The organism is Paenibacillus sp. FSL F4-0097 (assembly GCF_038593125.1).
Classification (GTDB): Bacteria; Bacillota; Bacilli; order Paenibacillales; family Paenibacillaceae; genus Paenibacillus_AQ; species Paenibacillus_AQ odorifer.
The window spans coordinates 5,109,649-5,135,682 of record NZ_CP151965.1; the positions used below are offsets into that span (position 1 = coordinate 5,109,649).

Genomic DNA, 26,034 nt, shown 5'->3' on the forward strand with positions numbered 1-26,034 from the left:
ACCTACCTTCTACAAGCTCAGTACAGAACCTGTGTCTAAGGTTAGAAGAATCAAAGCATAGTCCCTTAATCCCACAAAGGTATCCCTGTTAGGAAGAGATAGCAATTTTATTAGTACCTCATGATCAATGTTTACAACTCGCCCTTCATCCTTACGCTTCTTGAGCGACTTCACAGGATTGGTGTCTAACAATTCTTGTTCTACACAAGTCCGTAGGTAAACAAGACGGTTGTTATAGGTACATGGCTTAATTCCTTCTTGTCCAAGATATTCAAACAGATTGTTTTTAAAATAGTCTGCTGTCTCAAATGAGTTACTGTATCTCTTGAAAAAGAGCTTTACATGCTGCTCGTAGTCCTTCTGTGTCTGTTCACTTACCCCCTCTGCCTTCTTCCAAAATAGGAACTGCTTTAATGCATCCGTCCAAATCACCGCTTTGATGTTTTTGATTTTTGTAACTCTAGCCATAATAAAAACTCCTCTCTAGGACTTGTGATTAGACAAGCACTGAAAAGGAGTGTTATCAACCTGATTCTGTGAGCTCGGATGTGATTCCAAGACACACAGAACCTTTAGTTTTTGACGGAAGTTTTACTCAAGAAAAACAAAAAAACCTTGATTTCTCAAGGTTTTCACTGTGATGCCGAGGACGGGGGTCGAACCCGTACGGTACTCACGTACCGCAGGATTTTAAGTCCTGTGCGTCTGCCTGTTCCGCCACCCCGGCATATTATGTGTTGAAGCTTCATACGTTGTTCACATATAACGCGACAAGAAATATAATATCATGAATATCGATAACGCGCAATCCTTTTTCGAAAAAAATTTATTTACAATAAAAATAACCCGTTCAGCCTAAACCGACACGGGTTATTATAGACGTGGATTATCTACGCTCGTCACTTCTGCTTCTCATTCCGGCAAGACCCAAAAGTCCAAGCAGACCGAGCCAGCCCCAGTTAGATCCTTTGTTAGTCGCAGCATTCGTTGTTGTACTAGTTGCACGGTATTTACCGGTCTGTGTAGTGTTGGTTGCCGGGTTAACAGTGCTGTTGGTTCTGTAGTTATTGCGGGTGTCATTGTAGTTATTGGTGTTGTAGTTGTTAGGTCTGTAATTATCATCGATGCGGATCTTATCTTTCATAATGCTCTCATGCTGATTCATTGTTCCCGTGGTGCCATTCATTAGATTGCCTTCCGTATTCATCATCCGAGTGTGTTCCGCAGTGCCATCCATTCCGGTATTCGCGGCTGGGATACCGCCCAATGCTGCTGATCCAACGGCATTTGATGCATAGCTAGCTCCCATTAGACTCATTGACAGTACAGTACCGCATGCAAGGCTTGTTATCAGCTTGTTCACAGTGTTATGCCTCCCTTTAAGGTTAGTTATCACTGATAATTTCCCCTTGGACGGCACTGTCTATGCATGATGATTTTACTCTTTTACTACATTAACTGTCTTGGTCACAGCATCATAAGTAACCTTTGCTCCAAGTGCCTCAGCCAGCGCACGTATGGGCACATAGGTTATTCCGGTATCGAGAACGCCATCGGTAAGCTTACGGCCGTTTAGGTTAATGGTCACTGTAACGTCTTTGTTCACCTGATCATCCCCTCCGGTAATCTTTTTTAAAGCCTCTTTGGCTTGGTCCGTCGTTGGACGTTTACCTGCCCGAAGTTGATCTATAGTTAAACCGAAAGTCATTTGCAGATGTGAATAATCTTTAAAAGAGGTCCAGTCCCCGCCCCATTCTAATCCAAGCCGCTTAGCCTCCTGTACAACCTCTTGCCAATCCGCAGTCTTATCTTTATCACCATCACGATTGATATCCCAAGAAAGGCTAGTGCCATTCGGCAGCAAAAGCGCAAAATCAAACGCAAGACCATAATTATGATAGCTGGTACCGCCTTTAGCATTGGTAACTATCGGTCCCGGCTTACTTCTACCCTGCGCATACAAAGCATTTTGTTCAGCAATGGTCCGTAGACCCTGAGTAATAACGATAGGGACTCCTCTCGCATGGCTTTGCTGAATCAAAGCATTTGCACCTGCCGCCAAGACAGGGTGAAGCCCGACCAGACGCGCCGCGGATTTTTCCCTCAATTGCTCCAAAGTCAGCATAGAATCACCCCTTTGGTATATTCAATGATGCCCCTGCCCTATTTGCCTGTACCCCTGTCCCCCTTAGGATGATTTCCACAAAAAAGGACAAAATATTTAACGAAAGGTGGGAGACATATGGATATTCATAGCGATAGCTATAAAGTTGCAGCCCTTAGTGAACAGGAAGAAGCACTGGAAATTATTCGGAATGCTGAAGCTTCCATTGCACATCTGACCGGTAACCCTACCGTTACCTTAATCGCTTATGAGAAAAGCGAAGGCAACGGTTCTCAGCATTAAACGATATAGACCTCGACAATATCATCCACATCGATCCACTTCCATTCCTCCGCCCACTGCAGCTTAAACTCACGCGAGTGGGTGTGAATGGAAGTCACAAAGCCACTTAACATCGTATTTTCAAAAGGTTCAAACAGAACAACTGTCACTCGTACATGACTCCGCAACGACAAAGCCAGTGTACATTCGATCTCCTCCAGCTTTTGCTCATCCAGAATAGGCTTGATGCGGCGCAGCGTCTCCCGTTCATCTCTTATAATTCTTGTCTTATGCTCCGGCAGCATCATGCGGCTGCTTTCCCACAGCCCGTTTTTTTCCAGCTTTTTGCCCATGGTAACCCCTCCCTTATAATATATCTATTCTTCTGAACACGAACGTATGTTTGTATTATATCCGCATCTTCGCATATTAATCAATAATCAGGAAAAAGATACCTTTTTGAAGGAGCGCTTTTTATCCAAAAGATGTATATCAATGTATATCCATGTAAGCGCAGCAAAAAGACGCTGACAGATAAACTGTGCAGCGCCTGATTTGATTTATTCTTGAACAACATCTCCAGATACTGAGGTAGCTTCACCTTCGGAATCTATAAGTCCAGTTGCTTCTCTTGCCTCATTAAGCTTGGAGATACCGAACAACATCGCTATATCAGCTTTTTGATTCAATTCATTAAATTGCTCAGCCGTAACATTTGCGGAATCTGCGCCCTGAGAAGCCTCTTTTTTTAAAGAATAAGCACTTTCAAAGGAAATTTTAGACTCTTCAAGCAACTTACGAATGTCTTCAGGCAAGCTGGAGGAAATTTTTACTTTCTCGGCTTGATTCGATAAATCAATTGCGGTACTCTGAAATTGCTTAATTTTCTTCTCCAACTGCTTGTCCGTGAGTTCTCCTGCTGAATAACCAGCAATGGCTTCGTTGAACTCCGCTAAAGAAGATTTTCCCGACTCTTCAAGTTTAGACATTTCATTGTAGAAGTTTTGCACAGTCTCCTGCACTTCTTCTTCCGTGGCAGGTGCCGATGAAGTTGAATTATTGCTGCAGGCGCTAAGGATGACAGTCATCATCAGCATTCCTATTAGTAAAGCTTTTTTCATTATTTATCCCTCCACTTAACAGGATAATGTCGGTTTGTGTAAAGCGCAAATGAAATATATGTAAAATGACTGTTATGTTATAATTATTTTAATTGTGATCAGAAAAGGAGGGTATTTATGCCTTATTGCACCACCTGCGGAGCGGAATACAAGCAGGGCGCTAAATTTTGTGGAGAATGTGGAACCAGCCTTAACGGTACCGCTCCAGTGACCGCCCATCGACCAGCAGAAGATAATCATGTCAATCAAGAAGTTGTGCTCTGGAAAGGCAAACCTGCCGGCATCTCAGATCGACTTAAAGGAATTATAGCTCTTAACACAACTTCATATACCATTACAAGTCAGCGCATTATGTTAAAGACCGGACTTATCGGTAAAAATGTTGAAGAAATCGAATTGCTGCGCGTACGCGATTTATCCGTGAAACAGTCAATAATGGACCGGATGCTTGGCATCGGGTCATTAACTGTATTTTCTGATGATGCCTCAGCGCCTCAGCTTCTTTTTCGAAAAATCCATGATGCCCAAACCGTCAAAGATGTTCTGCGCAAAGCCGTTCGTGACGAGAAGATCGCCAACAACATTAGCTACCGCGAACAAATTTAAGACGCTCATACGTAAAAAGGCCCCGGAAAACCGGGGCTTTTTGCTTGCGCTTGTACACTTGAAGTACTCTTTTTTAAGGAAGATAAAATGCCCCCGCTGGGATAACCCCCTTGATCTGGCTAGGACTCTCCCACTGCAAAACAACCCGGGCGTCGCCCGCATTCTCATAATACTCCACCTTTATTTCATACGGCTTACCTGCTATCAGACTTATGCTTCCTTTTCGTTCCTGGCCGCTCTGATTTACCCAACTATCAATGACTAGCCCGCCATCAATCCATACCCGTATCCCATCATCAGAGTAGGAATAAATGGTATAAATCTCGCTAAAAGCAGCCGTCAGCTTCCCACTCCACCGCACAGAAAACGCATCTACACGAATGGCAGGATCAGGCGAACCTTGTCTCCATGAAAAGTTAATATTGGCATCCGTACGCAAAAGTGCAGGTGTGCCGCTAAGCGTCATGTTATTGTAGTATTGCCCACAGAGTCCACTCTCCAGCACACTATCCCCGATAGCAGCGAAAGCGGCGGCCTCAGCAGCATACTCCTCTCGTGTGAATACCATTTTGTCGTTCATAAAAGCTTTTATCACAGCATCGGTATTCTTCTCATAGAGGAGTTTCCCCCAGGTCAGCTGATAAGACCATTTGGGCTGCGTTTTGGACAACAGTTCAGCAGACGGAAGCTCTCCATTCTCACCAATCGCAATCAGCTTGCCACGACCCAGATCCCATAAATTATCATAATGGCTAATCTTGAAATCCGCGTCATAAATGTCGAGCGCCAGCACATCTACCTTATCACTGCCCGGATAGTATTCTGCCGGCTCATCACACCACTGATTTTTTGCATTTGGACTCCAAACCCACAATAAATTATGCAGCTTATGATAATTGGTAAAACGATCGAACATAAGGTTCCACAATGCAACGTAATTGCTCTTTTGCCCCCACCAAAACCATCCACCATTCATTTCATGATACGGCCGCCAAAGTACAGGAATCCCTGCGTCATTAAGCTTTTTCAGCGACAAGGCTATCTTATCCAGATCAGCTAACAGCGCATTATACTGGGTGGTACCTGGGGTTATATATTTATCAAAATCAGCATTGCTTAGGCTCGTATTTACATTCCCCCAAGTTGGCGCTGTCCCCGGTAATGCAGCGTGATAACACATCGTTACGATCCCGCCGGACCTAGACCAGCGTATCGCACTGTTGACGACCCAATTCCGCTGATTGTCAATTAGAGCCTGGGACTGATTATTGATTGCGCCCAGCTCGTAGCCATGAAGCGCAGCATATTGCCCACTGGTATTTTTAAGCTTCTCCATAAGCTCGTCTGCACTTTCCAAATAATCATGTTGGCCGCTTATCACACCCTTTCCCTGCAAGTAATAGAGGGTATTCAGCAATAGCTGAGCCGAGGACGACAGTCCCGAATCCGCCGGAGCCATTTGTAATCTGCGAAAAGCCATCTGCCACTGCACATCGCCCACGAACCTTGATGCTGAATCAACCATCTGACGAATAATCCGCTGCTCCATCTATTCTCACCATCCTTTTAAATCTTTTTAAGTTATAGTATGGGGACAATAGTGACATGAACTCAGCGAATGGACATGAAGTTGTAAAATAAGTTGGGACGATATAAGGAACTGCTGAATAATTTCACGGCTCAACAAAAAAAGGAGCTCAGCGGCTCCTCATTACTTTTTTTCTTATCTCGTGTACCTTAAAGGCAATAGCTCAGTGATTTCATATTTAGCTAATCGGTCATCCTCCGATACAATTATCTTGCAGTCTATTCCGTAATCCGCAATTAACTCTCGGCACATGCCGCAGGGAGAGACTACTTTAATCTCTTTTTCCTCGCTGTCTGGATCAGAATGCCTTACCGCAACAATCGTATCAAATTCCTTATAACCTTCGGATATCGCTTTGCCAATCACCATCGCTTCTGCACAGACTGTAATCCTCCCCATGCTGGCTTCCACATGTACCGCTGTAAAAATCTCTCCTGTTTTAGTACGAAGCGCTGCACCCACATGATGACGCCCCCATTCATAACGTCTGGTAATTATATCTTCGGCAGCCGTAATAAGCGTCTGATCCTCAATGGTAATTATGTACTCCATATCCAGTTCCGTCCTCCTTTATTTTCCCTAATTATATTAAATCGCACTGAATTATGATATAAGATATACTATTTTAAGTGCCAAAAAAGGAGGAGCAGAATTGAAAGTGAAAAAATGGATCTCCAGTCTCATCATTGTTGCATTACTTGCTTTGGCTAGTTACTGGTTTGAACAAAACGGAGAGCCTACAGACCCCTCGTCTCCATCCAATTCGAGTGTTGTTCAGCTAACCTTCCCATCAGACCGCTATCCTGAGACCGCCAAGCATATTCAGGATGCCATTGCGAAAGGTGAATCCGCCACATGTACGATTAACCGAGAGCAGGCTGAAGAGAACCGCAAAGAGTCCTTAAAAGGGATCCCTACTAAAAAGGGATATGACCGGGATGAATGGCCAATGGCTATGTGTGAGGAAGGCGGCGTTGGTGCCGACATTGAATACATAACGCCAAGCGATAACCGCGGGGCAGGAAGCTGGGTTGGCAATCAGCTGGAGGATTATGCAGACGGAACCCGGGTAGAATTTATGTTTAAATAACGATCTGTCTGACCATCCCCAGGCAACAGAATAGCCCCACCTGGCATTCGCCAGACGGGGCTATACTTCACATCAGCTAACTTAGAATAAGCAAGCTTTAGTGATGATAACCAGCAAGATGAAAAGTACCAGGATTGCTCCTGTAGAAGTCCAAGGACTACACACCGGACCTACTGATGCTGGACTTACTACCGGACCTACGTTACAACCACAACCATGTTCCATACCCATTTTCAATTCCTCCTAATGATTAATGACTACAGCACAAGATATGTAAAAAGGAGATAAGCCGTTTGGGCGAATTGGCAAACAAATGCCAATCACCTAATGAATTGAAGGCGGACAGTCGATAAACAGGATATACACAAAGGAGGTGCAATATGGATATAGCTGCATTATCAATGGCAATGAGCCAAGCATCCTTAGCTCAAAATGTTGGGATACAGGTCATGAATATTGCCAAGAATCAGGCTGAAACCCAGAGCCAAACTATGGTGGAAATGCTGGGCAAAAGCGTTGCTCCGAATTTGGGAAAAACACTTGATATTAGTGTGTAATTGCTTTATGCTAAGGATACATGAGAACGAACGTTCCTATGTATCCTTAGACTTTTTTTTACTCTACATAGCCCTTCGGGCTTTTCTTTTGCACATTTATGCGAACATACGATCCCATTAGTGATTTATTAGTGATTTTAAACGAGGTGAATAAGTTGGAGAACATGAAATCATATTATCAAATGACTGTGCTTGAGAAATGGACGGAGGATTTATACAAGCGATTAAATCTTCATCAGCCTTCGCAAATTTCAATATCGTATATTGCAGAGCGGCTTAATATCTGGGTTCATTATTTGGATGTGAGAAGCAAGAGCATTGAAGCGTCTGCAGGGATGTACAGCCTGTTTATCGACAACCGCCTTCCAGCCAATCTTCAACGGCTAGAGTTTCTTCATGAACTGTGTCATCTACTTCGCCATGGCAGCGATAATCAGACCTTGATGCCAGAGCATTTCACGCGGGCACAGGAGGACGAATCCGAGCGTTTTATCTTGTATGCGGCGATGCCTTACTCCATGATCTCCCGCATGACATTGCCTGAGCAACGGGAAGATGCCATCTCCTATCTTGCAGCAGAATTCCAAGTACCTGCCGAGCTGGCCTTACAGCGGATTGATCAGATCCAAAGACGTGTGTTCCAAGGGCAATTATTGGCCGTGATGGGAAGAAACGAAGAACGACAGACACATATTCGCAACGGATCACGGAGATAATAAGCTTAGTTGCAGTAGTTCTCTGCATATTCATTTATGGTGGAATTTCTCGTGAGGGGGAACGACATGGAAGCCATTAAAGTAATTGAATTATTACTGACTCATCCGGATTATAATGTAGATGCAGTACACCCCGAAATCCCGGATTTTGTGGGCATTGAGACGATTGAGGTGGATCACGAAACGGGGACCTTCTCCATTTTATTGCAAGAACCCAAAGAAGACTAAAAGAGAATCATTATTCTTCATAAGTTAAAAGGCAGCAAATATAGTATGTCCCGGCAATTCTTCGTTCGCCTACGCCTGGATTACTATCGGTATTTGCTGCCTTTTTGTATTACACAACCCCAAATTAAAAACCATAAGATTTTCATCCCCGGCAGCCTCGGACTTGCCTGGTTTTCCAGCACCTTAATTCGCTGCTCCAGCTCCAGTATTTTCTCTTCTTCCTGCGTCATATTCTTACCTCCTTTCTTATTTGTACATTTACAAGATATCTATGAATGACATAATAGTCTCTGTATATTATCTTATACTATATACAAATTATCTATATGGAGGGAATTAATGAAGAAAAATACAAAATTAATCTTCATCGTTCTAATCCTGTTAATCTGTGGAATAACATCCTTAGCCCTCCACTCCTTCCGAAATCATATGAACAGAGAAGTCATTCATTATCTAATAGAGACAAGAAATTATAAGAAGGAAGATTTTTATAAAGTATACACCCAGATTGCCAAAGCTCCCCTCGTAAGTACCACGGTGATTTTTGCAGACGAACCCTACGCAAGATACTTTTATCGAAAAGAAAATGGAAGGATCTATCAATACAGCAGGGCTCCTGTTAAAGGTAATGATCCTAGCTATACATATAAACATATCGAAGAGGATCTCCAGTGAAGGAGTCACTCTATTAAAAAGACGCGTTTGTCCAGCAGTCAGCACTTGGTGCTTGGGCAAATGCGTTTTTTTTGATCTCCTCTGTTCTAAATAAGTAACCATCGTTTGCGTAGACAATATTGGCGTGCTGCTTAGCAGCTATCGGACACAGTTGATCTTATGCGTAGCATAACCCTCCATTTCGAAGTGTAACGGACCCCATCGCCTTTATTGGCATGAGCAACACCTTACAAGGCCCACTTTTTAAGGAATAGCGTCACTGGGGTCCGCGAACTTGCTCAAAAGTCTATTTATATGCAAATAACGACTTCTGAGTCCATAACCCTCTGGCGATAATTTATGAATAGGCATCCTCTACTCTCAAACACAAAGAAATTTTCTCAGGAACAAAATGTGACCTAATGCCGTCCTAAATGGTGTTATAGGTAAAGGGGGGCACAGTATCATGCAGCGATCCATGACCCGGCCGGGAAATCATGTGATGAAGAGTTACGAAATCTACGCAGATATGCTGTTCCGGATCGCTTTGGTCCATCTAGGCAGCCGGCAAGATGCCGAAGAAGCCACTCAGGATACCTTCATCAAGCTAATAGAAAAAGCGCCAAAGTTCAAAGATGCCGAACATCAGAAGGCATGGCTGATCCGGGTAATCACCAATCATTGTAAAACACTACTGGGCAGAGGCTGGCGCAAGCGCGAGGTTAAGCTGGAGAGCGCTGAGCCAATTGCGGCAGACAGCCCCGAGGATTGGGCTCTGCTGCAGTTAGTTATGGCGATGCCCATGAAGTATAAAACCGTAATCCATCTTTATTATTACGAGGACTATCCCATCCAGGAGATCAGCAAGATTCTGCAGATTAGCCAGTCTGCCGTGAAGATGAGACTTCAGCGGGGACGGCAACTGTTAAAACTGGAGCTGGAAGGAGCGGAACCACAGTGAAGGAAGATCAGTTTCGAACAACATATAAGAAAGCGGTGGATTCGATGAAACCAGGTGAAGAAATGAAAAAAGAATTGTTCGACAAAATGGAGCAGCGGCAGGAGCGGAAACGTCCGCGCAAGACGGTTTATATCGCGGCAAGTGTCGTGCTCGCCGCAGGAATCGGTCTGGCTGGGCCTAGTATATGGCAGCAGTTGAACAGTCAGAGCTCCCCGGGGCAGGTTGCCCAGGTAACTCCGGGTGTAAGCAATGCTGGCAATTCGGGCACAGCTACATCGGGCAGCATTGTCATTCCCAAGCTGAAACTGCCAGATAAGGAATCTGGCGTGAAGGCAGATATGATCGCCTTGGTCGTGTATAAAAATAATATTTACACACAGTCAGCGACTCGCATCGACGCTGCCGATGCTGCCGCTCTGCGCGGTGACAAGTTAGGACGCACTACAGGCGGCATCAACGAATGGAGCGGTAACGACGAATATATTGAGTTAGCCTCGAACATCGGCGAAACGGATCTCTATTCCGTGAAGGGCTATGATTCCAGCTTCCTGATTATGTCCTATTCGGAAATCAACGGCGAGGTATTCGCTGAACTGTATGAGCACACGAACGGCATCACCATAAACAGCGGCGCCGACCTATTCGGCAAGCTGAATCTTGAAGGCCGAGTTACTTCAGCTCAGTGGGAAAGCTTCAACAGCTGGAACAACGGCCTCCAGCAGCAGGCGCCAATCGCCAATGGCGAGGCGCTTGAAGGTTTTCTTACAACACTTCAAGCGGCTAAACCACTGGCAGCAGAGCCGCTGATCGAACAAGGCATCTACGACAGCGAGGACCGCAAGATCATCTATTTGCAGCTGGAAGACAATGCCCGAGTAGAGTTGACGCTGTTCGGTCAAGGCCTTGTACGCTACGGTCTAGCACCGGTATTCTTCGATGTCGAATCCGGGGCATTCCAGCAGCTGTGGGACAGCATGAAACTTTAGGGATGTTGGTGGATACCCAGGGCCTGTGGTTGGGACTGCGGTTGGGATCGGGATTGCGACTGAGATTAGGACTGTGATCGGGACTGCGATCGGGATTGCGACTAGGGCTGCGGTTGGGATCGCGATTGCGATCGGGGCTGCAACTGCGGTTGGGATCGCGATTGCGATCGGGACTGCGATCGGGACTGCGATCGAGATTGAGATTGGGACTGCGGTCGGAAGCAATTGGGTACATCGTTTCGATCGCCTTGCTCTCCATTGGAGGAATTTAGCTGACTGCTAACAAAAACGGCGCTGCTTCCAAACCATTTCATGGTTTGGAGCAGTGCCGTTTTGTGCTTTACTGTATGGTTTATGAGCCCGCATACTAGATATGCTGGTTGTAGAGGTGAAACTACTGACTGTTCCTTTATAGGCTACTTCTCATTGTAATTTCTGCAACTACATCTGCGAGGAGCATGGCACTAACGAGCTAACGAACTAACGAACTAACATCCTCCACCTCGAGCTATCGGACCCAGATGCCGCTATTTGCTGATTTTCAGCCTTTGGAGCATGGTTTCGGACCCCATGGTCGCTAATGCCTAGAAAGAGACTCAAATGCGGTACTTTTTATGCCAATAGCGACTATGGAGTCCGTTAGAATTGCAAATGTGGAGAAAAACCTCTTTAAGGGTCAGCTGGGTCCGATAGGAGCCTCATACCAAAAATGCTCCCTAATCAAACGAAGTTTGGTGTTTAGTATAAGTAAGTTTGCAGCAAGAAAAAGTGCCCCAACAGCTATTTTATCGGATACTGGATAACTCTTTCTTTTTTTCTGTCCATAACAAATCTTTCATACTCCAGAGTCCTTATGTTACTAATCCTCAGTCAAATACAATTCAAATTTCCTCACTATTAAACTATTTCACATGGTAAAATAAACCTGATTTAAATAAAAGGAGAGTACATAATATGGGATTTTTCAAAGGAGTATTACAGGGTCTTCTTACAATAATAGAAGATAGAGAATATCAGAAACTTTCGGAATCAAATACTATAAAAATCGATAATAAATTAACTTATACTCCAACAGTAAACAGACAATTCGCCATCATTGAAATTAAAGGTAATAATTATCTGCATAAAGATAGCATATTGAGCATGAAATTGAGTTCAGGATTTTTATCCATTGGAAACGTTATGATAAGTCGTTCATTAGTGTCAGGAAATCTTGATATGCTTAATTTATCGCAAGATGACTTTAACAATGGCGTTAACCTATATGGAATGATTTCCGATGAACGACAGAATGTAACAGAGATAGTATGTTGCTTGAAAAATGATATTTCCTTAATTCAAGGGTACGTTCAAGAAGCGCTCGCTATTAAAAAGAATGAAGCTGAAAGAAAATTCATAATTCAACAAAATGAACAACTTAGGAAAGAAGAGGAAGAAAAACGAAAAAAATCACAAAAAGAATACTTCCAAACGCATATCAAAGAAAAACAAATTATGAAATATGGAATACGTCACACTAAATGCTGGAGATGTCATGCTCCTTTAGGCACTGAGACACACCCTATTCATTATTCTTGTGGTTGGCTCCAGTGTGACTGCGGTGCATGTAAATGCAATTATCACAGATAGTAAAAGAGTATTTTCGTTTTCATCGGTTACTTCTCCTTAGTGGGTACTTGTAAACTCAACCGCGGTGACCGGGGGCTAGAGTTATTGCTGGATTAATTCTTTAGGAAGCAATTCGCCCCAAAGGCAAATCAAAAGTACGCAGTATTTAGAGCATGCTTCTACATTGTGCGTTCAGTCATTCGCGAGCATCTCCTGTTGAGCATTATAATCCGACTACTACGACATAAAAAAGGAACGCCCACCATGGACGCTCCTTTTTTTCTTATTCGTCTACAAAATTCTAGCTAGTTACGCATTTACACTTTCCGTTTTTCGATCCTGTCTTGCGTGTAATGTTTTCATCGCAAATCTTGCTATCGGCTGCGCAACCAACAGTTCAATCCAAAATGCTATACCAAAGTTTCTTGGCCAGATGTGAAGGAAGTTTTTAAGTGGATCCAGGCTTATTTGTTTCGTCCCAACCCATGTGCCAATAATTGATAGTAAAATAGATAACACCGTGACATTCAATAAAGTATTCAACAGAATCCTTGCATTAAATCCATCTGTTTGTCCCATGAATTTCGGCATCACTTTCCCGACAATCGGTCCTGCAACTAATCTTACAGATAAAACTACGATCATCCACATAAACGGAATAACCTTTAGTGTATCTATATACACTTCCTTACTGAAGCCACGTTCCAACCCCACAATAATAGGGGCAATAGTGTTTACTGAAATGATTGAAATAATGAGTAAAAATAGTATACCTTCTTTTCCGTTTCTGGGCAGTCTTTTGTCTCCATGCATGTTTGTCATCTCCGTGAATAATATTTCAGATGGCAGACGTATCATGAGACATATATTTTTGGCCCAACAAAAAAGACCAATATCTCTACACACTGATTTAATAATTATAACATTTATTTAAAATGAATGTCAGAACTTCTACTAAAATTTATTAAATCCCCCTACTAACAAAGAACAGCTACCTGCATGCGCCTTAACAAGAGCGGCAGTGGCAGAGAAGTAAACTGCCGTACTCTACAAATGACACTAGAAATATTCTAGATTGGCTACAATGATAACCAGTGGTACTTTGCAAGGTTTTTCAGAATATTATTGATGGTCTTAAGGAACGCTATACGCAAATCGGGGCTAAAAAAAAGAATACGAGGACTCATACAAGGAAATTGACTTAGTATGTTGCTACTCTGGTCGGAACTATATAAAGCTAAAGGTAGCTGCTGAACGACTGGGTATGACTCCAGCGATGTTCAACGAATAATACTCACACCTACTCCCAATCATGCAAGAAGAGGCCGTTGATAAAATTGAAGCAGAACTGAATAAATACGCTGAAAAACAGCTCGAAACTGCAGAAAAATAATTCCCGTTAGCAAATCCGTTAGCAAACTCAAAATTCTGTTCTTTATCCATTCTACTTTCTTATATTGCTAAGCTTATAGACAGCAAAAAACCCTTACAAAGTAAGGGTTTTTGATAAGTGGGCCCTGAGGGACTCGAACCCCCGACCAATCGGTTATGAGCCGACCGCTCTAACCAACTGAGCTAAGGGCCCGGATCTAAAAATATCCGAATGTACAATTGCTGTTGTAATAAAATTGGTTGCGGGGGCAGGATTTGAACCTGCGACCTTCGGGTTATGAGCCCGACGAGCTACCGGGCTGCTCCACCCCGCGTCAGAAATAATATTCAAACAGCGACAATAAATAATATACAGTACAAAATGGGTCTACGTCAAGGATGAATTTGTAAAAGTTCTCAAGGCAAAAATCTAACCCCATATCTTCCTTTGCGGGATCGATAAATTTCCACAAAACTTGGGTCATGGTAGCCATAAATCCAGCCATCTTGCTCCAACCTTTTTGCTAAACAACCTGCTTGAAATCTCGTTCTGAACAGTTTCGCGAAGTATATCCAATTCATGATGCCCTCTTCTCCTTTTTGCAAATTAATCTCACGCTGCTCTGAACTTATCATGCCCAAGTTCCACAAAATAAGCCACCGGAAATCCGGTGGCCGCTACATATTCCAAAACTTAATCCCCTATAGAGTCGAAATAATATGTGGGATCTTTTTCGAGCGTACCCAGCATGGTATTCCCTTGCTTCTCCCAAGCTTTGAGGGCACTCTCCACCGTTCTTTTGCCCTGATAAACTTCTGTGAATAGTTGGCGCCCAACATCGTTAATACGGCTAATTCCAGGCTTCTGTGTTTGTAGGACGTTCATCAAAGGATCATTGGCTGGTAATGGTTTGAGCGTATAGAAGGATTCCAGATTTACTGAAGGTACCTTCGTGGTAATGTAATCCTTACGGGAAGTTAGTTCCCCGCGGGTATGAGCTTTAATTTTGGCTACCTCATTACTGTTGACGAACTTGATCAAATCCCAAGCATCTTCCTTATTAGCAGCCATAGTGTTGATAGCCATCATATTACCTACCCAAGTACCTACAGCCACTCCTGGTTTCTCCTTAAAAGTAGGTACGGTAACGAAACCCCAATCGACGGGACTGTAATTTTTAATTTTTGCTGCATTGCGGCTCACACCTGCAAGCTCATTAAGATAATCGTATTCTCCAATTACCATTGCAGCTTTTCCGGTAAGGAATAGATCCCCTTGGACAGGACTATAGGTGCTCCGTTCTGTTTCTATAAAATCCATACCGTTTAACCCAGGTGTAATTTGCTTTTTCACCAATTGGCTGTAGGTCGTCCAAGCTTGACTCCACTGTGTTTGGTTTACCTCCATCTTATGTCCCTTGTTGTCATACATAGCAAGCTCAAGCGGTGAGACATAGGTCTGCATATCCCAGAAAGGATCGCTCATATAACGGTTCATCGAAAATCCATATATACGCTTATCTTTATTTGTCGATTTCTTGGTCACCTTTTCGGCCAGCGCGAACACTTCATCCCAAGTCATTCCGTCCGTCGGATAACCTACACCAGCAGCATCAAAAATACCTTTGTTAAAATATAACGCACTCGACATAAAGGTCGGCGCTAACGCGTAAAGACTTCCTCCACCCAGCTCACGTACTCCATTTAACATTGTAGGTGCCATATTGCTTAAATCATATTGATCTCGTGCGATAAGCGGCTCCAGCGATTGCACCAGATTATGCTTCACCAAACTCTTCACCAATGTACTATCACCGACGATTACATCAACTGGCTGTGCACCGCCCATAATTGCTCGGATATTCTCCAGATTATCTGGGTTAACCTCTGGATAGGTGCTGTCAAAACGAAGCTCATTCATATTGATGGCTGGAATAATCTCAAGTTTGATTTCAGGATGCTGCAATTCATACATATCTGTAAACTGCTGACGAAAAGAAGAATCGTCCTCTCCAGACCAGAGGCTGCCAATACGTAGTACACGCTGTTCTGTAGATGGCTTAGAAGCCTCCGCCCAAGCTGTGTGCCTGCTTTCAGAAATTAAAGGCAATAGCAGTGCAGCACATACTCCAAAGCTTAACCAGCGCCGCCATAGCCTTCTATTATTATTTATATGATTCATTCTTGAACCCTCCCATAAAATACTCAATCCATCCACCTTATGAATAATTACCCATAATTCTAGTAACAGTATATAGCTTTATTCAGGAGGGGAAGTTACAGGCTGTTTAAAGTTATGCTACGATTTCTTCATATTATTTCTATAAAAAACATTCCGGGAGTTTTCTGAGGATCCTGATATGCCTTTCTACGGTAAGATAATTGCACTTTGTGCAACTATTACAGCTGTGTGTGTTGCGCTTCTCCTTTTAATTGCACTATGTGCAGTTAAAAAATGTTACTAGGTGCTTTCGGCGGATTTCTGGCGGATATAATTGCACAAAGTGCAACTATATCGCCAGATCTTCTAAGGAAGGTTAGTTTAAGTGCACGAACTGCAACTATTCTGCGTTTGAGACGACAGTGCGATGAAATCACCGGGTGTCAGTGCTAGTGTGACAGAGCGCAATATACCAGAGCGACAGAGCGTAATATACCAGAGTGACAGAGCGCAATAAACCAGAGTGACAGAGCACAATATACCAGAGCGACAGTGCGCAGGTCAGCCAAATGTCAGAATGTGAATGTGAATGCAAACACCAAAACCCTACTCTCCACTCCACTCCACTCTACTTTTCCTTTTACCAATACAGCATTTGCCTTCCCTACTAACTAACCTACTAACTAACCTGCTGCCTTTCCTATGACCGGCACAAATCGCCCCTTCTACGCAGGATAATTGCACTTTGTGCAACTATTAAAGCCGAATGTATTATGCTTCTTCCTTTTATTGCACTATGTACAGTTAAAAAACGTTATTAGGTGCTTTCGGCGGATTTCTGGCGGATATAATTGCACAAAGTGCAACTATATCGCCAGATCTTCTAAGGAAGGTTAGTTTAAGTGCACGAACTGCAACTATTCTGCGTTTGAGACGACAGCGCAATGGAATCACCGGGGCAAAGTATAGTATTCCAGAGTGTCAGAGCACCTTTTCCTTTTAATTGCACTCGGTGCAGTTAAAAAGAAAAGCCTCCCACCAAAATGTGAGAGGCCCGTCCAATCTATACTCAAATATTTAGTTTAAACGCCAAATGCGGAAGGATCTTTTCTCCAAGATTTCAGCAGTTCCACATCCGTAGCTGCGATCTCGCCTTGTGTAAGAGCCACATCAATCAATGTGCTGTAGTTGGACAAGCTTTGTAATGGCATTTCAGCGGCAGCAAAAGCATCGACCGCACGATCCAGCTCGTAGCTGAAGATTGCCAATACAGCCAACGCTTCTGCGCCTGCTTCTTGCACAGCTTGTGCTGCTTTGATGGAGCTTCCACCAGTGGAGATCAAGTCCTCGATAACGACTACCTTTTGCCCTGGCTTAATTAGGCCTTCGATCTGATTCTGCTTGCCGTGACCTTTAGCTTTATCGCGGATATAAGCCATTGGCAGATTGAGTTTATCAGCTACCCAAGCTGCGTGAGGAATGCCTGCGGTTGCTGTACCTGCGATCACCTCTGCATCTGGATACTGGCTTTTAATAAGCTCAGCGAAGGCATCAGCAATATAGTTACGTACCTCTGGGTAAGCCATAGTCAGACGGTTATCGCAATAGATCGGGGACTTAATACCAGAGGTCCAGGTAAAAGGCTCCTGCGGTCGCAGTGCCACCGCTCCTATCGTAAGCAGATAACTTGCTACTTGTTCACTTCTATTTAATGTACTCATGCTAGGGTCATCTCCTCAATAATATTTAGTGCTGCTTGACGTGGATCAGCTGCAGTTGTAACAGGACGGCCCACCACCAGGAAGTGGCTGCCTTGCTGAATGGCTTTGCCCGGCGTCATCACCCGGGACTGGTCACCTAGGGATGCACCTGCTGGGCGGATACCAGGTGTAACTGTGCAGAATGCGGGCCCACAAGCCTCTGCGATCGCTGAAGACTCTTGCGGTGAAGCCACTACCCCATCCAGACCTGCAGCGGCTGCCAGCTTAGCGTATCTGACTACAGTATCTGCTACGTCTCCTGCGATTCCAATTTCGTTATTCATCACTTCTTGGCTCGTGCTGGTTAGCTGTGTAACTGCGATAATCAAAGGCATTTTAAGCGTAGCATTCCCATTAACTACTGAAGCAGCGCCTTCACGGGCTGCAGCCATCATTGCCGAGCCTCCTGCGGCATGTACGTTAAACATATCTACACCGAGGTTCGTAAGGCTTTCTGCCCCGCCTTTTACCGTGTTAGGAATATCATGCATTTTGACATCTGCAAATACAGAATACCCCCGAGATTTCAGTTCATTAATGAATTCCGGTCCTGCTGCATAGAAGAGCTGCATTCCCACTTTCATATAACAAGGAATCCCTTCCAGCTTGTCAATCAAGGTTCTTGCCCCAGCAACATCAGGGTAATCCAAGGCGATCATCAAGCGATTCGCCATTTCATTCCACTTTGCATCTCCCTGTCCCATAACCGTTCTCCCATCCAGTGCAGACTTAAATCCACACTCTTCATTTATTAGCCCCTAGGCATAGCGGAACGGTCTGCGTAAACGCAAACCGCCCTATGCATCTTTATGAGATTAGTTTAATTGTCCGACAAAAGCAGGCATGGACTGTGACGAGAAGTTGATCGTCTGCAGCATTCTGAGCAGTGCCGTTACTGTATCGAGTGATGTCATACATACGACGCCATTCTCAACCGCTTCACGACGGATACGGAATCCATCACGCTCTGGTGTTTTCCCTTTAGTCAGTGTATTAAAGACGAAGTTGGCTTGCCCACCACGAATCAAGTCGAGAATGTTCGGTGCACCTTCATCCAGCTTGTTCACGTTCATTACGTTGAGACCTGCTTCTTCAAGCGCTTGAGCGGTGCCTCCGGTAGCAATGATCTTGTAACCCAGCGAGTGGAAGCCTTTCATAAGCTCCACAGCTTCTGCTTTATCTTTATCTGCCACTGTAACGATGATAGCGCCAGTTGCTGGAATTTTCATTCCTGCTCCGATTAGACCTTTATACAAAGCTTTTGCATATAATTTATCGCGGCCCATAACCTCACCCGTCGATTTCATTTCAGGTCCGAGTGTTGGTTCCACTCTACGCAGCTTGGCAAAAGAGAACACCGGCACTTTAACCGATACATAATCACTTTCCGGCCATAGACCTTCTGTATAACCATCATCTTTCAGCTTGCCGCCGAGAATGATTTTGGTTGCCAGATGCGCCATTGGAATTCCAGTTACTTTACTCAAGAATGGAACCGTACGCGATGAACGCGGATTTACTTCAATTACGTACACTTCATTCTGATAGATGACGAACTGGATGTTGACCAGACCAATCGTTTTCAGTTCCTTAGCAATCTTGATTGTGATCTCAGCAATTTTTGCTTTCAGACCTTCATCCAGATACTGCGGAGGATATACAGCGATGGAGTCACCGGAGTGAACGCCTGCACGCTCAACATGCTCCATGATCCCTGGAATAACTACCGTCTCACCGTCACAAATTGCGTCTACCTCAACCTCTTTACCTAACATGTAACGGTCAATCAATACCGGATGCTCCGGATTCACCTTAACCGCTTCTACCATGTAGCTAAGCAATTCCGCATCATTATATACAATTTCCATTGCGCGTCCACCAAGTACATAGGAAGGACGTACCAGCACCGGATATCCAAGCGATTGTGCAGTTTCTACTGCTTGATCTACGTTGATAACCGTCTTACCTTTTGGTTGGGCAATATCCAGACGAGCCAGCAAAGCTTCGAATTTCTTCCGGTCTTCAGCTTCGTCAATACTGTCTAGGCTAGTTCCGAGAATCTTAACGCCAGCCGCACTTAATGGTGCAGCAAGGTTAATGGCTGTTTGGCCTCCGAATTGTACGATAACTCCAATCGGATTCTCTTGCGCAATTACGTTCATTACATCTTCAAAGAATAAGGGTTCAAAATACAACCGGTCCGAAGTATTAAAGTCCGTAGATACAGTCTCAGGGTTATTATTGATAATAACCGCTTCATAACCTGCCTTCTGAATCGCCCACACTGCATGCACAGTGGAGTAATCGAACTCAATCCCTTGACCGATCCGGATTGGACCCGATCCAAGTACGATAACCTTTTGTTTATCGGAATGAATGACTTCATTTTCAGTCTCATAAGTAGAGTAGTAGTAAGGTGTAGAAGCTTCGAACTCAGCCGCACAGGTATCTACCATTTTGAATACAGGCGTTAATCCTCGCTCTAAACGAAGCGCGCGTACATCAGCTTCTTTGATGAATTTAACGTTCGCTTGTCCTTCTGCACGAATCTCAGCAATCGCACGGTCTGTAAAACCTCTGCGTTTAGCTTGATACAGGGTTTCTGCTGATAAGCTTTCATCCCCACGGATAACCTCTTCAAAGTTGATCAATCCCTCGATCTTGGACAGGAACCACCAGTCCACGTTAGTGATATCTTGAATCTCTTGCAAGCCAAATCCGCGGCGGAAGGCTTCCGCGATCAAGAACAACCGCTCATCATCAGGTTTTGCCAGACGTTCACGCAGGACGCTTTCTTCCAAATCTTCAGCGCCCGGCAGGCGGAAACGGTGTACACCGATTTCCAGGGAACGAATTGCTTTATGAATGGACTCTTCGAAGGTACGACCGATGGCCATAACTTCTCCAGTTGCTTTCATTTGTGTGCCCAGCTTACGGTTCGCATGAATGAACTTGTCGAACGGCCAGCGTGGGATTTTGCTTACGATATAGTCAAGTGTAGGCTCGAAGCAAGCATAGGTCTGTCCAGTAACTGGATTGACGATTTCATCAAGTGTGTAACCAAGCGCGATTTTGGCAGCCATTTTGGCAATCGGATAACCGGTTGCTTTCGAAGCCAAAGCCGAAGAGCGGCTGACACGTGGATTTACTTCGATTACATAATATTGATAGCTTTGCGGATCCAGTGCGAACTGCACGTTGCAGCCACCCTCGATATTCAGCGCACGAATGATTTTGAGTGAAGCGCTGCGCAGCATTTGATATTCACGATCGGATAACGTTTGGCTAGGTGCCACAACGATACTGTCACCTGTATGCACACCTACCGGGTCGAAGTTCTCCATGTTGCAGACAACGATACAGTTGTCGTTCGCATCACGCATAACCTCGTATTCAACTTCCTTCATGCCGGCAATACTTTTCTCCACCAAACATTGTCCGATCGGGCTATAACGAATACCTGCTTTGACAGTCTCAAGCAGCTCTTCTTCGTTGTCGCAGATCCCGCCGCCGGTGCCGCCAAGCGTATAGGCCGGGCGTACAATTAGAGGGAAACCAATTTCCTCAGCGAATTTCATCGCTTCATCTACTGTGGTAATAATAGTGCTCTCTGGTACAGGCTGTTCCAGTTCGCGCATCAGATCACGGAACAAATCGCGATCCTCTGCTTTTTCGATGGACTCAAGCTGGGTACCTAGAAGCTTAACATTCTCTTGCTCTAGTACTCCTGCACGAGCCAATTCTACAGCCATATTAAGACCTGTCTGTCCTCCCAAAGTTGGCAACAAGCCATCTGGGCGCTCCTGACGGATGATGCCAGTTACGAATTCAAGGGTAATCGGCTCGATATAAACTTTATCAGCCATATTGGTGTCAGTCATGATAGTCGCTGGGTTACTGTTGATCAGCACAACTTCGACGCCTTCTTCTTTCAGGGCCTGACAGGCCTGCGTTCCGGCATAGTCAAATTCTGCGGCTTGCCCGATAACAATCGGTCCAGAACCGATTACTAATATTTTTTTAAGCTTTTCATTCTTAGGCATGTTATAGAGCTCCTTTCACGGCTTCAAGCTGTTTTACTGTAGGTTTTGGCGCCGTGATTCTGGCGTTTGCCGCAAGCTGCGCCTGGCGCGAGCTTACAGGTGTGTTAGCTTTATGATCAGCGATCATCTGTAAGAAACGATCGAATAAGTAGCTGCTGTCATGAGGTCCCGGTGCTGCTTCTGGATGGTACTGTACTGAAAACGCAGGATAACGGGTATGTTTAAGTCCTTCAACGGTCTTATCATTATTATTAATGTGAGTAACCTCTAGATCCGTGCTCTTCACAGAGTCTTCATTCACTGTGTAGCCATGGTTCTGAGAAGTAATGAAGCAACGTCCGCTCTCCAATTCTTTAACCGGATGGTTACCGCCACGGTGTCCGAATTTCAGCTTCTCTGTATCCGCGCCACAAGCCAGTGCAAACAGCTGGTGACCTAAGCAGATACCGAAGATTGGGTATTCACCAAGCAATTCTGAGATCGTCTTCACTGCGTGTGGAACGTCTTTCGGGTCCCCAGGGCCGTTGGACAGCTGGATACCATCTGGATTGAGGCGACGAATCTCATCAGCAGTTACGTCATGAGGTACAACTACAACATCACAACCGCGATTGTTCAACTCGCGTAAGATACCAGCCTTCGCTCCGTAATCTACCAGCACGATGCGTTCTTTAGTTCCTGGGCTATTGTACATGCTTGGAGTAGATGTGCGTGCTACCTGATTGCGCAGTTCTTCAATTGAAGTGTCGCCCATCATTTCCATCAATTCCTCTACACGTTTATTAGAGGTAGTCAGAATCGCCTTCATTGTTCCGTAGTGGCGAATAATCCGCGTCAACATCCGGGTATCAATCTCGCTGATTCCAGGAATATCATATTCTTTCAGCAGGTCGTCCACACTGTATTCTGCGCGCCAGTTACTTGGAACTTCTTCATGACGACGCACTACAAAACCGTGTACGAAAGGTCGAACAGATTCGAAATCATCCCGCGTAATCCCGTAGTTCCCGATCAATGGGTACGTCATGGTAACGATTTGCCCGCAATATGAAGGGTCAGACAGCACCTCTTGATATCCTGTAATTCCTGTGTTAAAAACAACCTCGCCTGTCTTTTCACCTTCAGCGCCAAATGCGGTACCTGTAAATAAAGTTCCGTCTTGAAGCAGCAATCTCGCCTGCATTCCCTTCCACTCCTTCATGTTCTGTAGTCTAATACGTATGCCTTGCATGCCTTCCGGAGTGTACGCGCTCAAATTGCTGATCCGCAAAGATCAGCAATTTCGCCTCACCAGTCCGCTAGTTTTTCTCAGTCCATACGGCTTTGCCGTCCACCCAAGTTTTTACCGGCCAACCCTTAAGCTTCCAGCCGCCAAAAGGAGTGTTACGTCCTTTGCTTGCGAAGGAACTTGGGTCTACTTCTTTTTCCTGCTCCAGATCGATCAGTGTCAAATCTGCAGGAGCTCCGATCTCCATAACCCCGGTGTTCAATCTGAATACCCGTGCAGGATCGGCAGTCATTCTTTGTACTAGTAAGGATAAATCCCATTTTCCGGTTTCTACAAACGCTGTGTATAAGAGTGGGAAAGCTGTCTCGAATCCAACGATACCAAAAGGTGCCAGCTGCATTCCTTTTGCTTTCTCTTCCTCACTATGTGGCGCATGATCTGTAACAATCATATCTAGTGTGCCATCAAGCAACCCTTCGATACACGCCTCAACATCGCGGCGGGAGCGCAGCGGCGGGTTCATTTTCCAATTGGCATCCAGGCCTGGAATATCGTCTTCAGCAAGAAGCAAGTGATGCGGACATACCTCAGCAGTTACTTTAATACCGATCTCTTTTGCTTGGCGAATCAGCCGCACCGACTGTTCAGTACTGACATGGCATACATGGTAATGAACGCCTGTCGCTTCTGCCAGCAAAATATCGCGTCCAACATGGATCGCTTCTGACTCATTCGGAATTCCTTTGAGGCCATGCTTCTTAGCGAACTCACCTTCAGCTACACAGCAGCCCTCAACCAGCGAGTTATCTTCGCAGTGAGCAATGACTGGCATATCGAGCGATGCTGCGATGTTCATTGCATCTTTCATCATTTGAGCACTTTGTACGCCCACACCGTCGTCTGTATAACCAATAGCTCCAGCTTCTTTGAGCGCCGCAAAATCCGTCAACTCACGTCCGAGCTCATTTTTCGTAATGGCTGCATAAGGAAGCACTTTAACTAGTCCTGCTTCACGCGCCTTGTCTTTCACAAATTGCACGATCTCCGGGCTATCTGTCACCGGACGAGTATTTGGCATACATGCAATGGTTGTAAATCCGCCTTTAGCAGCTGAGCGACTTCCGGTTTCCACTGTTTCCTTGTGTTCAAATCCCGGTTCACGCAAGTGCACATGCATATCAATGAGTCCCGGAATAAGCAGCTTACCTTCAGCATCAATGATCTCCGTGGCTTCTCCGATAGCTTCATTTCCGTCGATTATAGCCGAGATCACACCATCCTGTAGTTCGATGTGTTTGCGCTCAAGCAAGCCTTCCTTATTCAATACGCTGGCGTTTCTAATAATCACTGTCATGATTCTACCTTTACCCTCAGATCACAGCTGCGGGCCCTCTCGTTATTATATAATAAAAATTCATCTTTGTGTATATTTATTAGTCTCTATACGTTAGCATTCTGTAAGCTTATAGTAAAGCTCTTTCGAGAACCGCCATCCGGACCGGTACGCCATTAGACATTTGCGGGAAAATCCGCGATTGACTGCACTCTACTACTGCATCATCAATCTCTAGATTCCGGTTAACCGGAGCTGGATGCATAATGATTGTGTCTTTGGCGAGCTTAGCTGCCCGCTCTTCTGTTAGACCATAGTGGCTACGGTAATCTTCAGCAGACAGCTTAATGCCGGAAGTATGGCGCTCAAGCTGTACTCGAAGCATCATTACTACATCCGCTTTAAGAGCTTCTTCCATAGTTACGTAAGGCGCATACTCCATAAGCTCAGGAGCCTTCATATTATCCGGTGCGCAGAACTGCACCTTGGCTCCCATTTTCGTAAGCCCCCAGAGATTAGAACGCGCTACGCGGCTATGCATAATGTCCCCAATGATGGAGACTGTCAGGCCTTTTAGTTCCCCAAAGGTTTTGGTCATGGTGTATAAATCAAGCAGCGCCTGCGTAGGATGTTCATTGTTACCGTCGCCCGCATTGATAAGCGGTATGGACACCTTCTCAGCTAACTGCTGCAGCACACCTGCAGGCTTCAAACGCACAACTCCGGCATCGATCCCCATCGATTCCAGTGTGCGCACTGTATCGTAGATCGACTCCCCTTTTTCTACACTAGAAGCTGCAGCCGTAAAATTAAGTACTTGCGCACCTAGTCGTTTCTCTGCCATCTCGAAAGAGAAGCGTGTGCGTGTGCTGTTCTCAAAAAACATGTTAGAAATAAAATGGGAGTTCAAGATGGGCGTCAGCTTTTCACTTTGATTGTCCCAAAATGCTGTTCTGTCAAGCAGTTGGATAATTTCCGACCGGTCAAGCTCTTTGATTCCCAGCAGACTACGTTCCTTTACCTTGGTAAGTGTCATGATGTTATCGTTCCTCCCGGTTTGAAATAATGTAGACCTCATCTTTGCCGTCGTATTCCTTCAGCGCCACTTCAATCTGCTCGTGCTTTGAGGTAGGTACATTCTTACCGATGTAGTCCGGCCGGATCGGCAGCTCGCGGTGTCCGCGGTCAGCCAGTACTGCCAGTTGAATCATTCGTGGGCGTCCGCAATCCATCAAAGCGTCCATCGCCGCGCGGATGGTGCGTCCGGTGTAAAGTACATCATCGAACAAAATGACTTTCTGATCATGGATGCCAGCACTTCCTGAAGTAATAACGACGTTACTCTTCACTACTGCTTCACTGCCTTCCACTTCACGATCATCCCGGTAATGTGTGATATCCAGCTCACCGTATGGAATCTCGACGCCTTCAATCTCCTTGATGCGCTCAGCGATACGCTGTGCCAGATACACACCTCGTGTCCGAATGCCGACCAGCAGACAATTTTCGATACCTTTGTTCTTCTCCAAAATCTCATGAGCAATACGCGATAAGGCCCGGCGGATCGCCGTTTCATCCATAATGACATTTTTCTCAGTAACCATAATCTTGTCACCCTCCAGCTTGTTCGCCTATTC

29 protein-coding genes and 3 tRNA genes are annotated in these 26,034 nt (G+C 44.9%); 11 read left to right on the forward strand and 21 right to left on the reverse strand.

Going from position 1 to position 26,034, the window contains the following annotated elements; genetic code table 11:
* Window positions 1-9: 9 nt before the first annotated feature.
* The 4 genes from MHH86_RS22935 to MHH86_RS22950 form a co-directional block, all read right to left on the reverse strand.
* The gene (locus tag MHH86_RS22935) at window positions 10-468 is read right to left on the reverse strand and encodes a hypothetical protein (RefSeq protein ID WP_076187682.1); all 459 of its coding nucleotides are present in this window, start codon (window positions 466-468) and stop codon (window positions 10-12) included.
* A gap of 173 nt (window positions 469-641) precedes the next feature.
* Window positions 642-727, reverse strand: a tRNA-Leu gene (locus tag MHH86_RS22940).
* Window positions 728-886: 159 nt separating this feature from the next.
* Window positions 887-1,363, reverse strand: coding sequence for a WGxxGxxG-CTERM domain-containing protein (locus MHH86_RS22945; protein WP_052097266.1), 477 nt, complete (start codon window positions 1,361-1,363; stop codon window positions 887-889).
* Between the two features lie 75 nt (window positions 1,364-1,438).
* Window positions 1,439-2,125: a M15 family metallopeptidase gene (locus MHH86_RS22950; protein ID WP_076275661.1), complete on the reverse strand. Its 687-nt coding sequence runs from the start codon at window positions 2,123-2,125 to the stop codon at window positions 1,439-1,441.
* A 117-nt stretch (window positions 2,126-2,242) separates the two neighbouring features.
* Here MHH86_RS22950 and MHH86_RS22955 point away from each other — a divergent pair, with 117 nt between their 5' ends.
* Complete coding sequence (locus tag MHH86_RS22955; RefSeq protein WP_169744799.1) at window positions 2,243-2,407, forward strand: hypothetical protein; 165 nt, start codon at window positions 2,243-2,245, stop codon at window positions 2,405-2,407.
* On the opposite strand, the gene MHH86_RS22960 is transcribed toward MHH86_RS22955, so the two are convergent.
* Entirely contained in the window at window positions 2,404-2,739 is a 336-nt protein-coding gene (locus tag MHH86_RS22960; protein ID WP_036683341.1) for a YolD-like family protein, read from the reverse strand. The two genes, MHH86_RS22955 and MHH86_RS22960, sit on opposite strands and share 4 nt — an antisense overlap.
* Window positions 2,740-2,946: 207 nt before the next feature.
* Window positions 2,947-3,507, reverse strand: a complete 561-nt coding sequence (locus MHH86_RS22965) for a hypothetical protein (RefSeq protein WP_038572817.1) — start codon at window positions 3,505-3,507, stop codon at window positions 2,947-2,949.
* Between the two features lie 117 nt (window positions 3,508-3,624).
* On the opposite strand from MHH86_RS22965, the gene MHH86_RS22970 reads away from it, so the two are divergent.
* Entirely contained in the window at window positions 3,625-4,113 is a 489-nt protein-coding gene (locus MHH86_RS22970; protein WP_036683346.1) for a PH domain-containing protein, read from the forward strand.
* A 73-nt stretch (window positions 4,114-4,186) separates the two neighbouring features.
* On the opposite strand, the gene MHH86_RS22975 is transcribed toward MHH86_RS22970, so the two are convergent.
* Both MHH86_RS22975 and MHH86_RS22980 read right to left on the reverse strand, forming a co-directional pair.
* Window positions 4,187-5,662: a glycosyl hydrolase gene (locus tag MHH86_RS22975; RefSeq protein ID WP_076275662.1), complete on the reverse strand. Its 1,476-nt coding sequence runs from the start codon at window positions 5,660-5,662 to the stop codon at window positions 4,187-4,189.
* Window positions 5,663-5,836: 174 nt separating this feature from the next.
* Window positions 5,837-6,253 carry a cytidine deaminase gene (locus MHH86_RS22980; protein ID WP_038572821.1) on the reverse strand — a complete coding sequence of 139 codons (417 nt, stop codon included), beginning with the start codon at window positions 6,251-6,253 and terminating at the stop codon, window positions 5,837-5,839.
* 106 nt (window positions 6,254-6,359) lie between these two features.
* On the opposite strand from MHH86_RS22980, the gene MHH86_RS22985 reads away from it, so the two are divergent.
* Window positions 6,360-6,791: a NucA/NucB deoxyribonuclease domain-containing protein gene (locus tag MHH86_RS22985; RefSeq protein ID WP_036683407.1), complete on the forward strand. Its 432-nt coding sequence runs from the start codon at window positions 6,360-6,362 to the stop codon at window positions 6,789-6,791.
* Between the two features lie 81 nt (window positions 6,792-6,872).
* On the opposite strand, the gene MHH86_RS22990 is transcribed toward MHH86_RS22985, so the two are convergent.
* Window positions 6,873-7,022 carry a hypothetical protein gene (locus tag MHH86_RS22990; protein WP_155288175.1) on the reverse strand — a complete coding sequence of 50 codons (150 nt, stop codon included), beginning with the start codon at window positions 7,020-7,022 and terminating at the stop codon, window positions 6,873-6,875.
* 149 nt (window positions 7,023-7,171) lie between these two features.
* On the opposite strand from MHH86_RS22990, the gene MHH86_RS22995 reads away from it, so the two are divergent.
* The 3 genes from MHH86_RS22995 (at window position 7,172) to MHH86_RS23005 (ending at window position 8,292) form a co-directional block, all read left to right on the forward strand.
* The gene (locus MHH86_RS22995; RefSeq protein WP_076098563.1) at window positions 7,172-7,348 is read left to right on the forward strand and encodes a YjfB family protein; all 177 of its coding nucleotides are present in this window, start codon (window positions 7,172-7,174) and stop codon (window positions 7,346-7,348) included.
* Window positions 7,349-7,512: 164 nt separating this feature from the next.
* Window positions 7,513-8,064, forward strand: a complete 552-nt coding sequence (locus tag MHH86_RS23000; RefSeq protein WP_076275677.1) for an ImmA/IrrE family metallo-endopeptidase — start codon at window positions 7,513-7,515, stop codon at window positions 8,062-8,064.
* A 66-nt stretch (window positions 8,065-8,130) separates the two neighbouring features.
* Window positions 8,131-8,292: a hypothetical protein gene (locus MHH86_RS23005; RefSeq protein WP_155288176.1), complete on the forward strand. Its 162-nt coding sequence runs from the start codon at window positions 8,131-8,133 to the stop codon at window positions 8,290-8,292.
* A gap of 83 nt (window positions 8,293-8,375) precedes the next feature.
* On the opposite strand, the gene MHH86_RS23010 is transcribed toward MHH86_RS23005, so the two are convergent.
* A complete protein-coding gene (locus tag MHH86_RS23010; protein WP_155288177.1) occupies window positions 8,376-8,522 on the reverse strand; it encodes a hypothetical protein in 147 nt (48 codons plus the stop codon).
* A 109-nt stretch (window positions 8,523-8,631) separates the two neighbouring features.
* On the opposite strand from MHH86_RS23010, the gene MHH86_RS23015 reads away from it, so the two are divergent.
* The 5 genes from MHH86_RS23015 to MHH86_RS23035 all read left to right on the forward strand — a co-directional run bounded on the left by MHH86_RS23015 (window position 8,632) and on the right by MHH86_RS23035 (window position 12,522).
* Window positions 8,632-8,967, forward strand: coding sequence for a hypothetical protein (locus MHH86_RS23015; protein WP_036683354.1), 336 nt, complete (start codon window positions 8,632-8,634; stop codon window positions 8,965-8,967).
* A 445-nt stretch (window positions 8,968-9,412) separates the two neighbouring features.
* A complete protein-coding gene (locus tag MHH86_RS23020) occupies window positions 9,413-9,907 on the forward strand; it encodes a sigma-70 family RNA polymerase sigma factor (RefSeq protein ID WP_076275663.1) in 495 nt (164 codons plus the stop codon).
* The gene (locus MHH86_RS23025) at window positions 9,904-10,893 is read left to right on the forward strand and encodes a hypothetical protein (RefSeq protein WP_081389421.1); all 990 of its coding nucleotides are present in this window, start codon (window positions 9,904-9,906) and stop codon (window positions 10,891-10,893) included. Before MHH86_RS23020 ends, MHH86_RS23025 begins: the two co-directional genes overlap by 4 nt.
* A gap of 25 nt (window positions 10,894-10,918) precedes the next feature.
* Entirely contained in the window at window positions 10,919-11,176 is a 258-nt protein-coding gene (locus MHH86_RS23030; RefSeq protein WP_076275664.1) for a hypothetical protein, read from the forward strand.
* 671 nt (window positions 11,177-11,847) lie between these two features.
* Window positions 11,848-12,522 (forward strand): hypothetical protein, encoded by a 675-nt coding sequence (locus tag MHH86_RS23035; RefSeq protein WP_036683363.1) that lies wholly within the window; start codon window positions 11,848-11,850, stop codon window positions 12,520-12,522.
* A gap of 288 nt (window positions 12,523-12,810) precedes the next feature.
* Here MHH86_RS23035 and MHH86_RS23040 read toward each other — a convergent pair whose 3' ends face one another.
* The 11 genes from MHH86_RS23040 to pyrR all read right to left on the reverse strand — a co-directional run bounded on the left by MHH86_RS23040 (window position 12,811) and on the right by pyrR (window position 26,001).
* Entirely contained in the window at window positions 12,811-13,314 is a 504-nt protein-coding gene (locus MHH86_RS23040) for a hypothetical protein (RefSeq protein ID WP_076098561.1), read from the reverse strand.
* A gap of 698 nt (window positions 13,315-14,012) precedes the next feature.
* Window positions 14,013-14,086, reverse strand: a tRNA-Ile gene (locus tag MHH86_RS23045).
* A 44-nt stretch (window positions 14,087-14,130) separates the two neighbouring features.
* Window positions 14,131-14,207 (reverse strand) — tRNA-Met (locus tag MHH86_RS23050).
* Between the two features lie 359 nt (window positions 14,208-14,566).
* Window positions 14,567-16,054, reverse strand: coding sequence for an extracellular solute-binding protein (locus MHH86_RS23055; RefSeq protein ID WP_076275665.1), 1,488 nt, complete (start codon window positions 16,052-16,054; stop codon window positions 14,567-14,569).
* A gap of 1,061 nt (window positions 16,055-17,115) precedes the next feature.
* The gene (gene pyrE, locus MHH86_RS23060) at window positions 17,116-17,754 is read right to left on the reverse strand and encodes an orotate phosphoribosyltransferase (protein WP_036683370.1); all 639 of its coding nucleotides are present in this window, start codon (window positions 17,752-17,754) and stop codon (window positions 17,116-17,118) included.
* On the reverse strand, window positions 17,751-18,497 hold the full coding sequence (gene pyrF, locus MHH86_RS23065) for an orotidine-5'-phosphate decarboxylase (RefSeq protein WP_036683371.1): 747 nt from the start codon (window positions 18,495-18,497) through the stop codon (window positions 17,751-17,753). Before pyrF ends, pyrE begins: the two co-directional genes overlap by 4 nt.
* 111 nt (window positions 18,498-18,608) lie before the next feature.
* The gene (gene carB, locus MHH86_RS23070; RefSeq protein WP_036683372.1) at window positions 18,609-21,836 is read right to left on the reverse strand and encodes a carbamoyl-phosphate synthase large subunit; all 3,228 of its coding nucleotides are present in this window, start codon (window positions 21,834-21,836) and stop codon (window positions 18,609-18,611) included.
* A gap of 1 nt (window position 21,837) precedes the next feature.
* On the reverse strand, window positions 21,838-23,019 hold the full coding sequence (gene carA / locus MHH86_RS23075; protein WP_051491286.1) for a glutamine-hydrolyzing carbamoyl-phosphate synthase small subunit: 1,182 nt from the start codon (window positions 23,017-23,019) through the stop codon (window positions 21,838-21,840).
* A 115-nt stretch (window positions 23,020-23,134) separates the two neighbouring features.
* Window positions 23,135-24,418, reverse strand: coding sequence for a dihydroorotase (locus MHH86_RS23080; protein ID WP_076275667.1), 1,284 nt, complete (start codon window positions 24,416-24,418; stop codon window positions 23,135-23,137).
* Between the two features lie 109 nt (window positions 24,419-24,527).
* Window positions 24,528-25,433: an aspartate carbamoyltransferase catalytic subunit gene (locus MHH86_RS23085; protein WP_036683376.1), complete on the reverse strand. Its 906-nt coding sequence runs from the start codon at window positions 25,431-25,433 to the stop codon at window positions 24,528-24,530.
* Between the two features lie 4 nt (window positions 25,434-25,437).
* A complete protein-coding gene (gene pyrR / locus MHH86_RS23090; RefSeq protein ID WP_036683379.1) occupies window positions 25,438-26,001 on the reverse strand; it encodes a bifunctional pyr operon transcriptional regulator/uracil phosphoribosyltransferase PyrR in 564 nt (187 codons plus the stop codon).
* Between the last annotated feature and the right edge of the window lie 33 nt (window positions 26,002-26,034).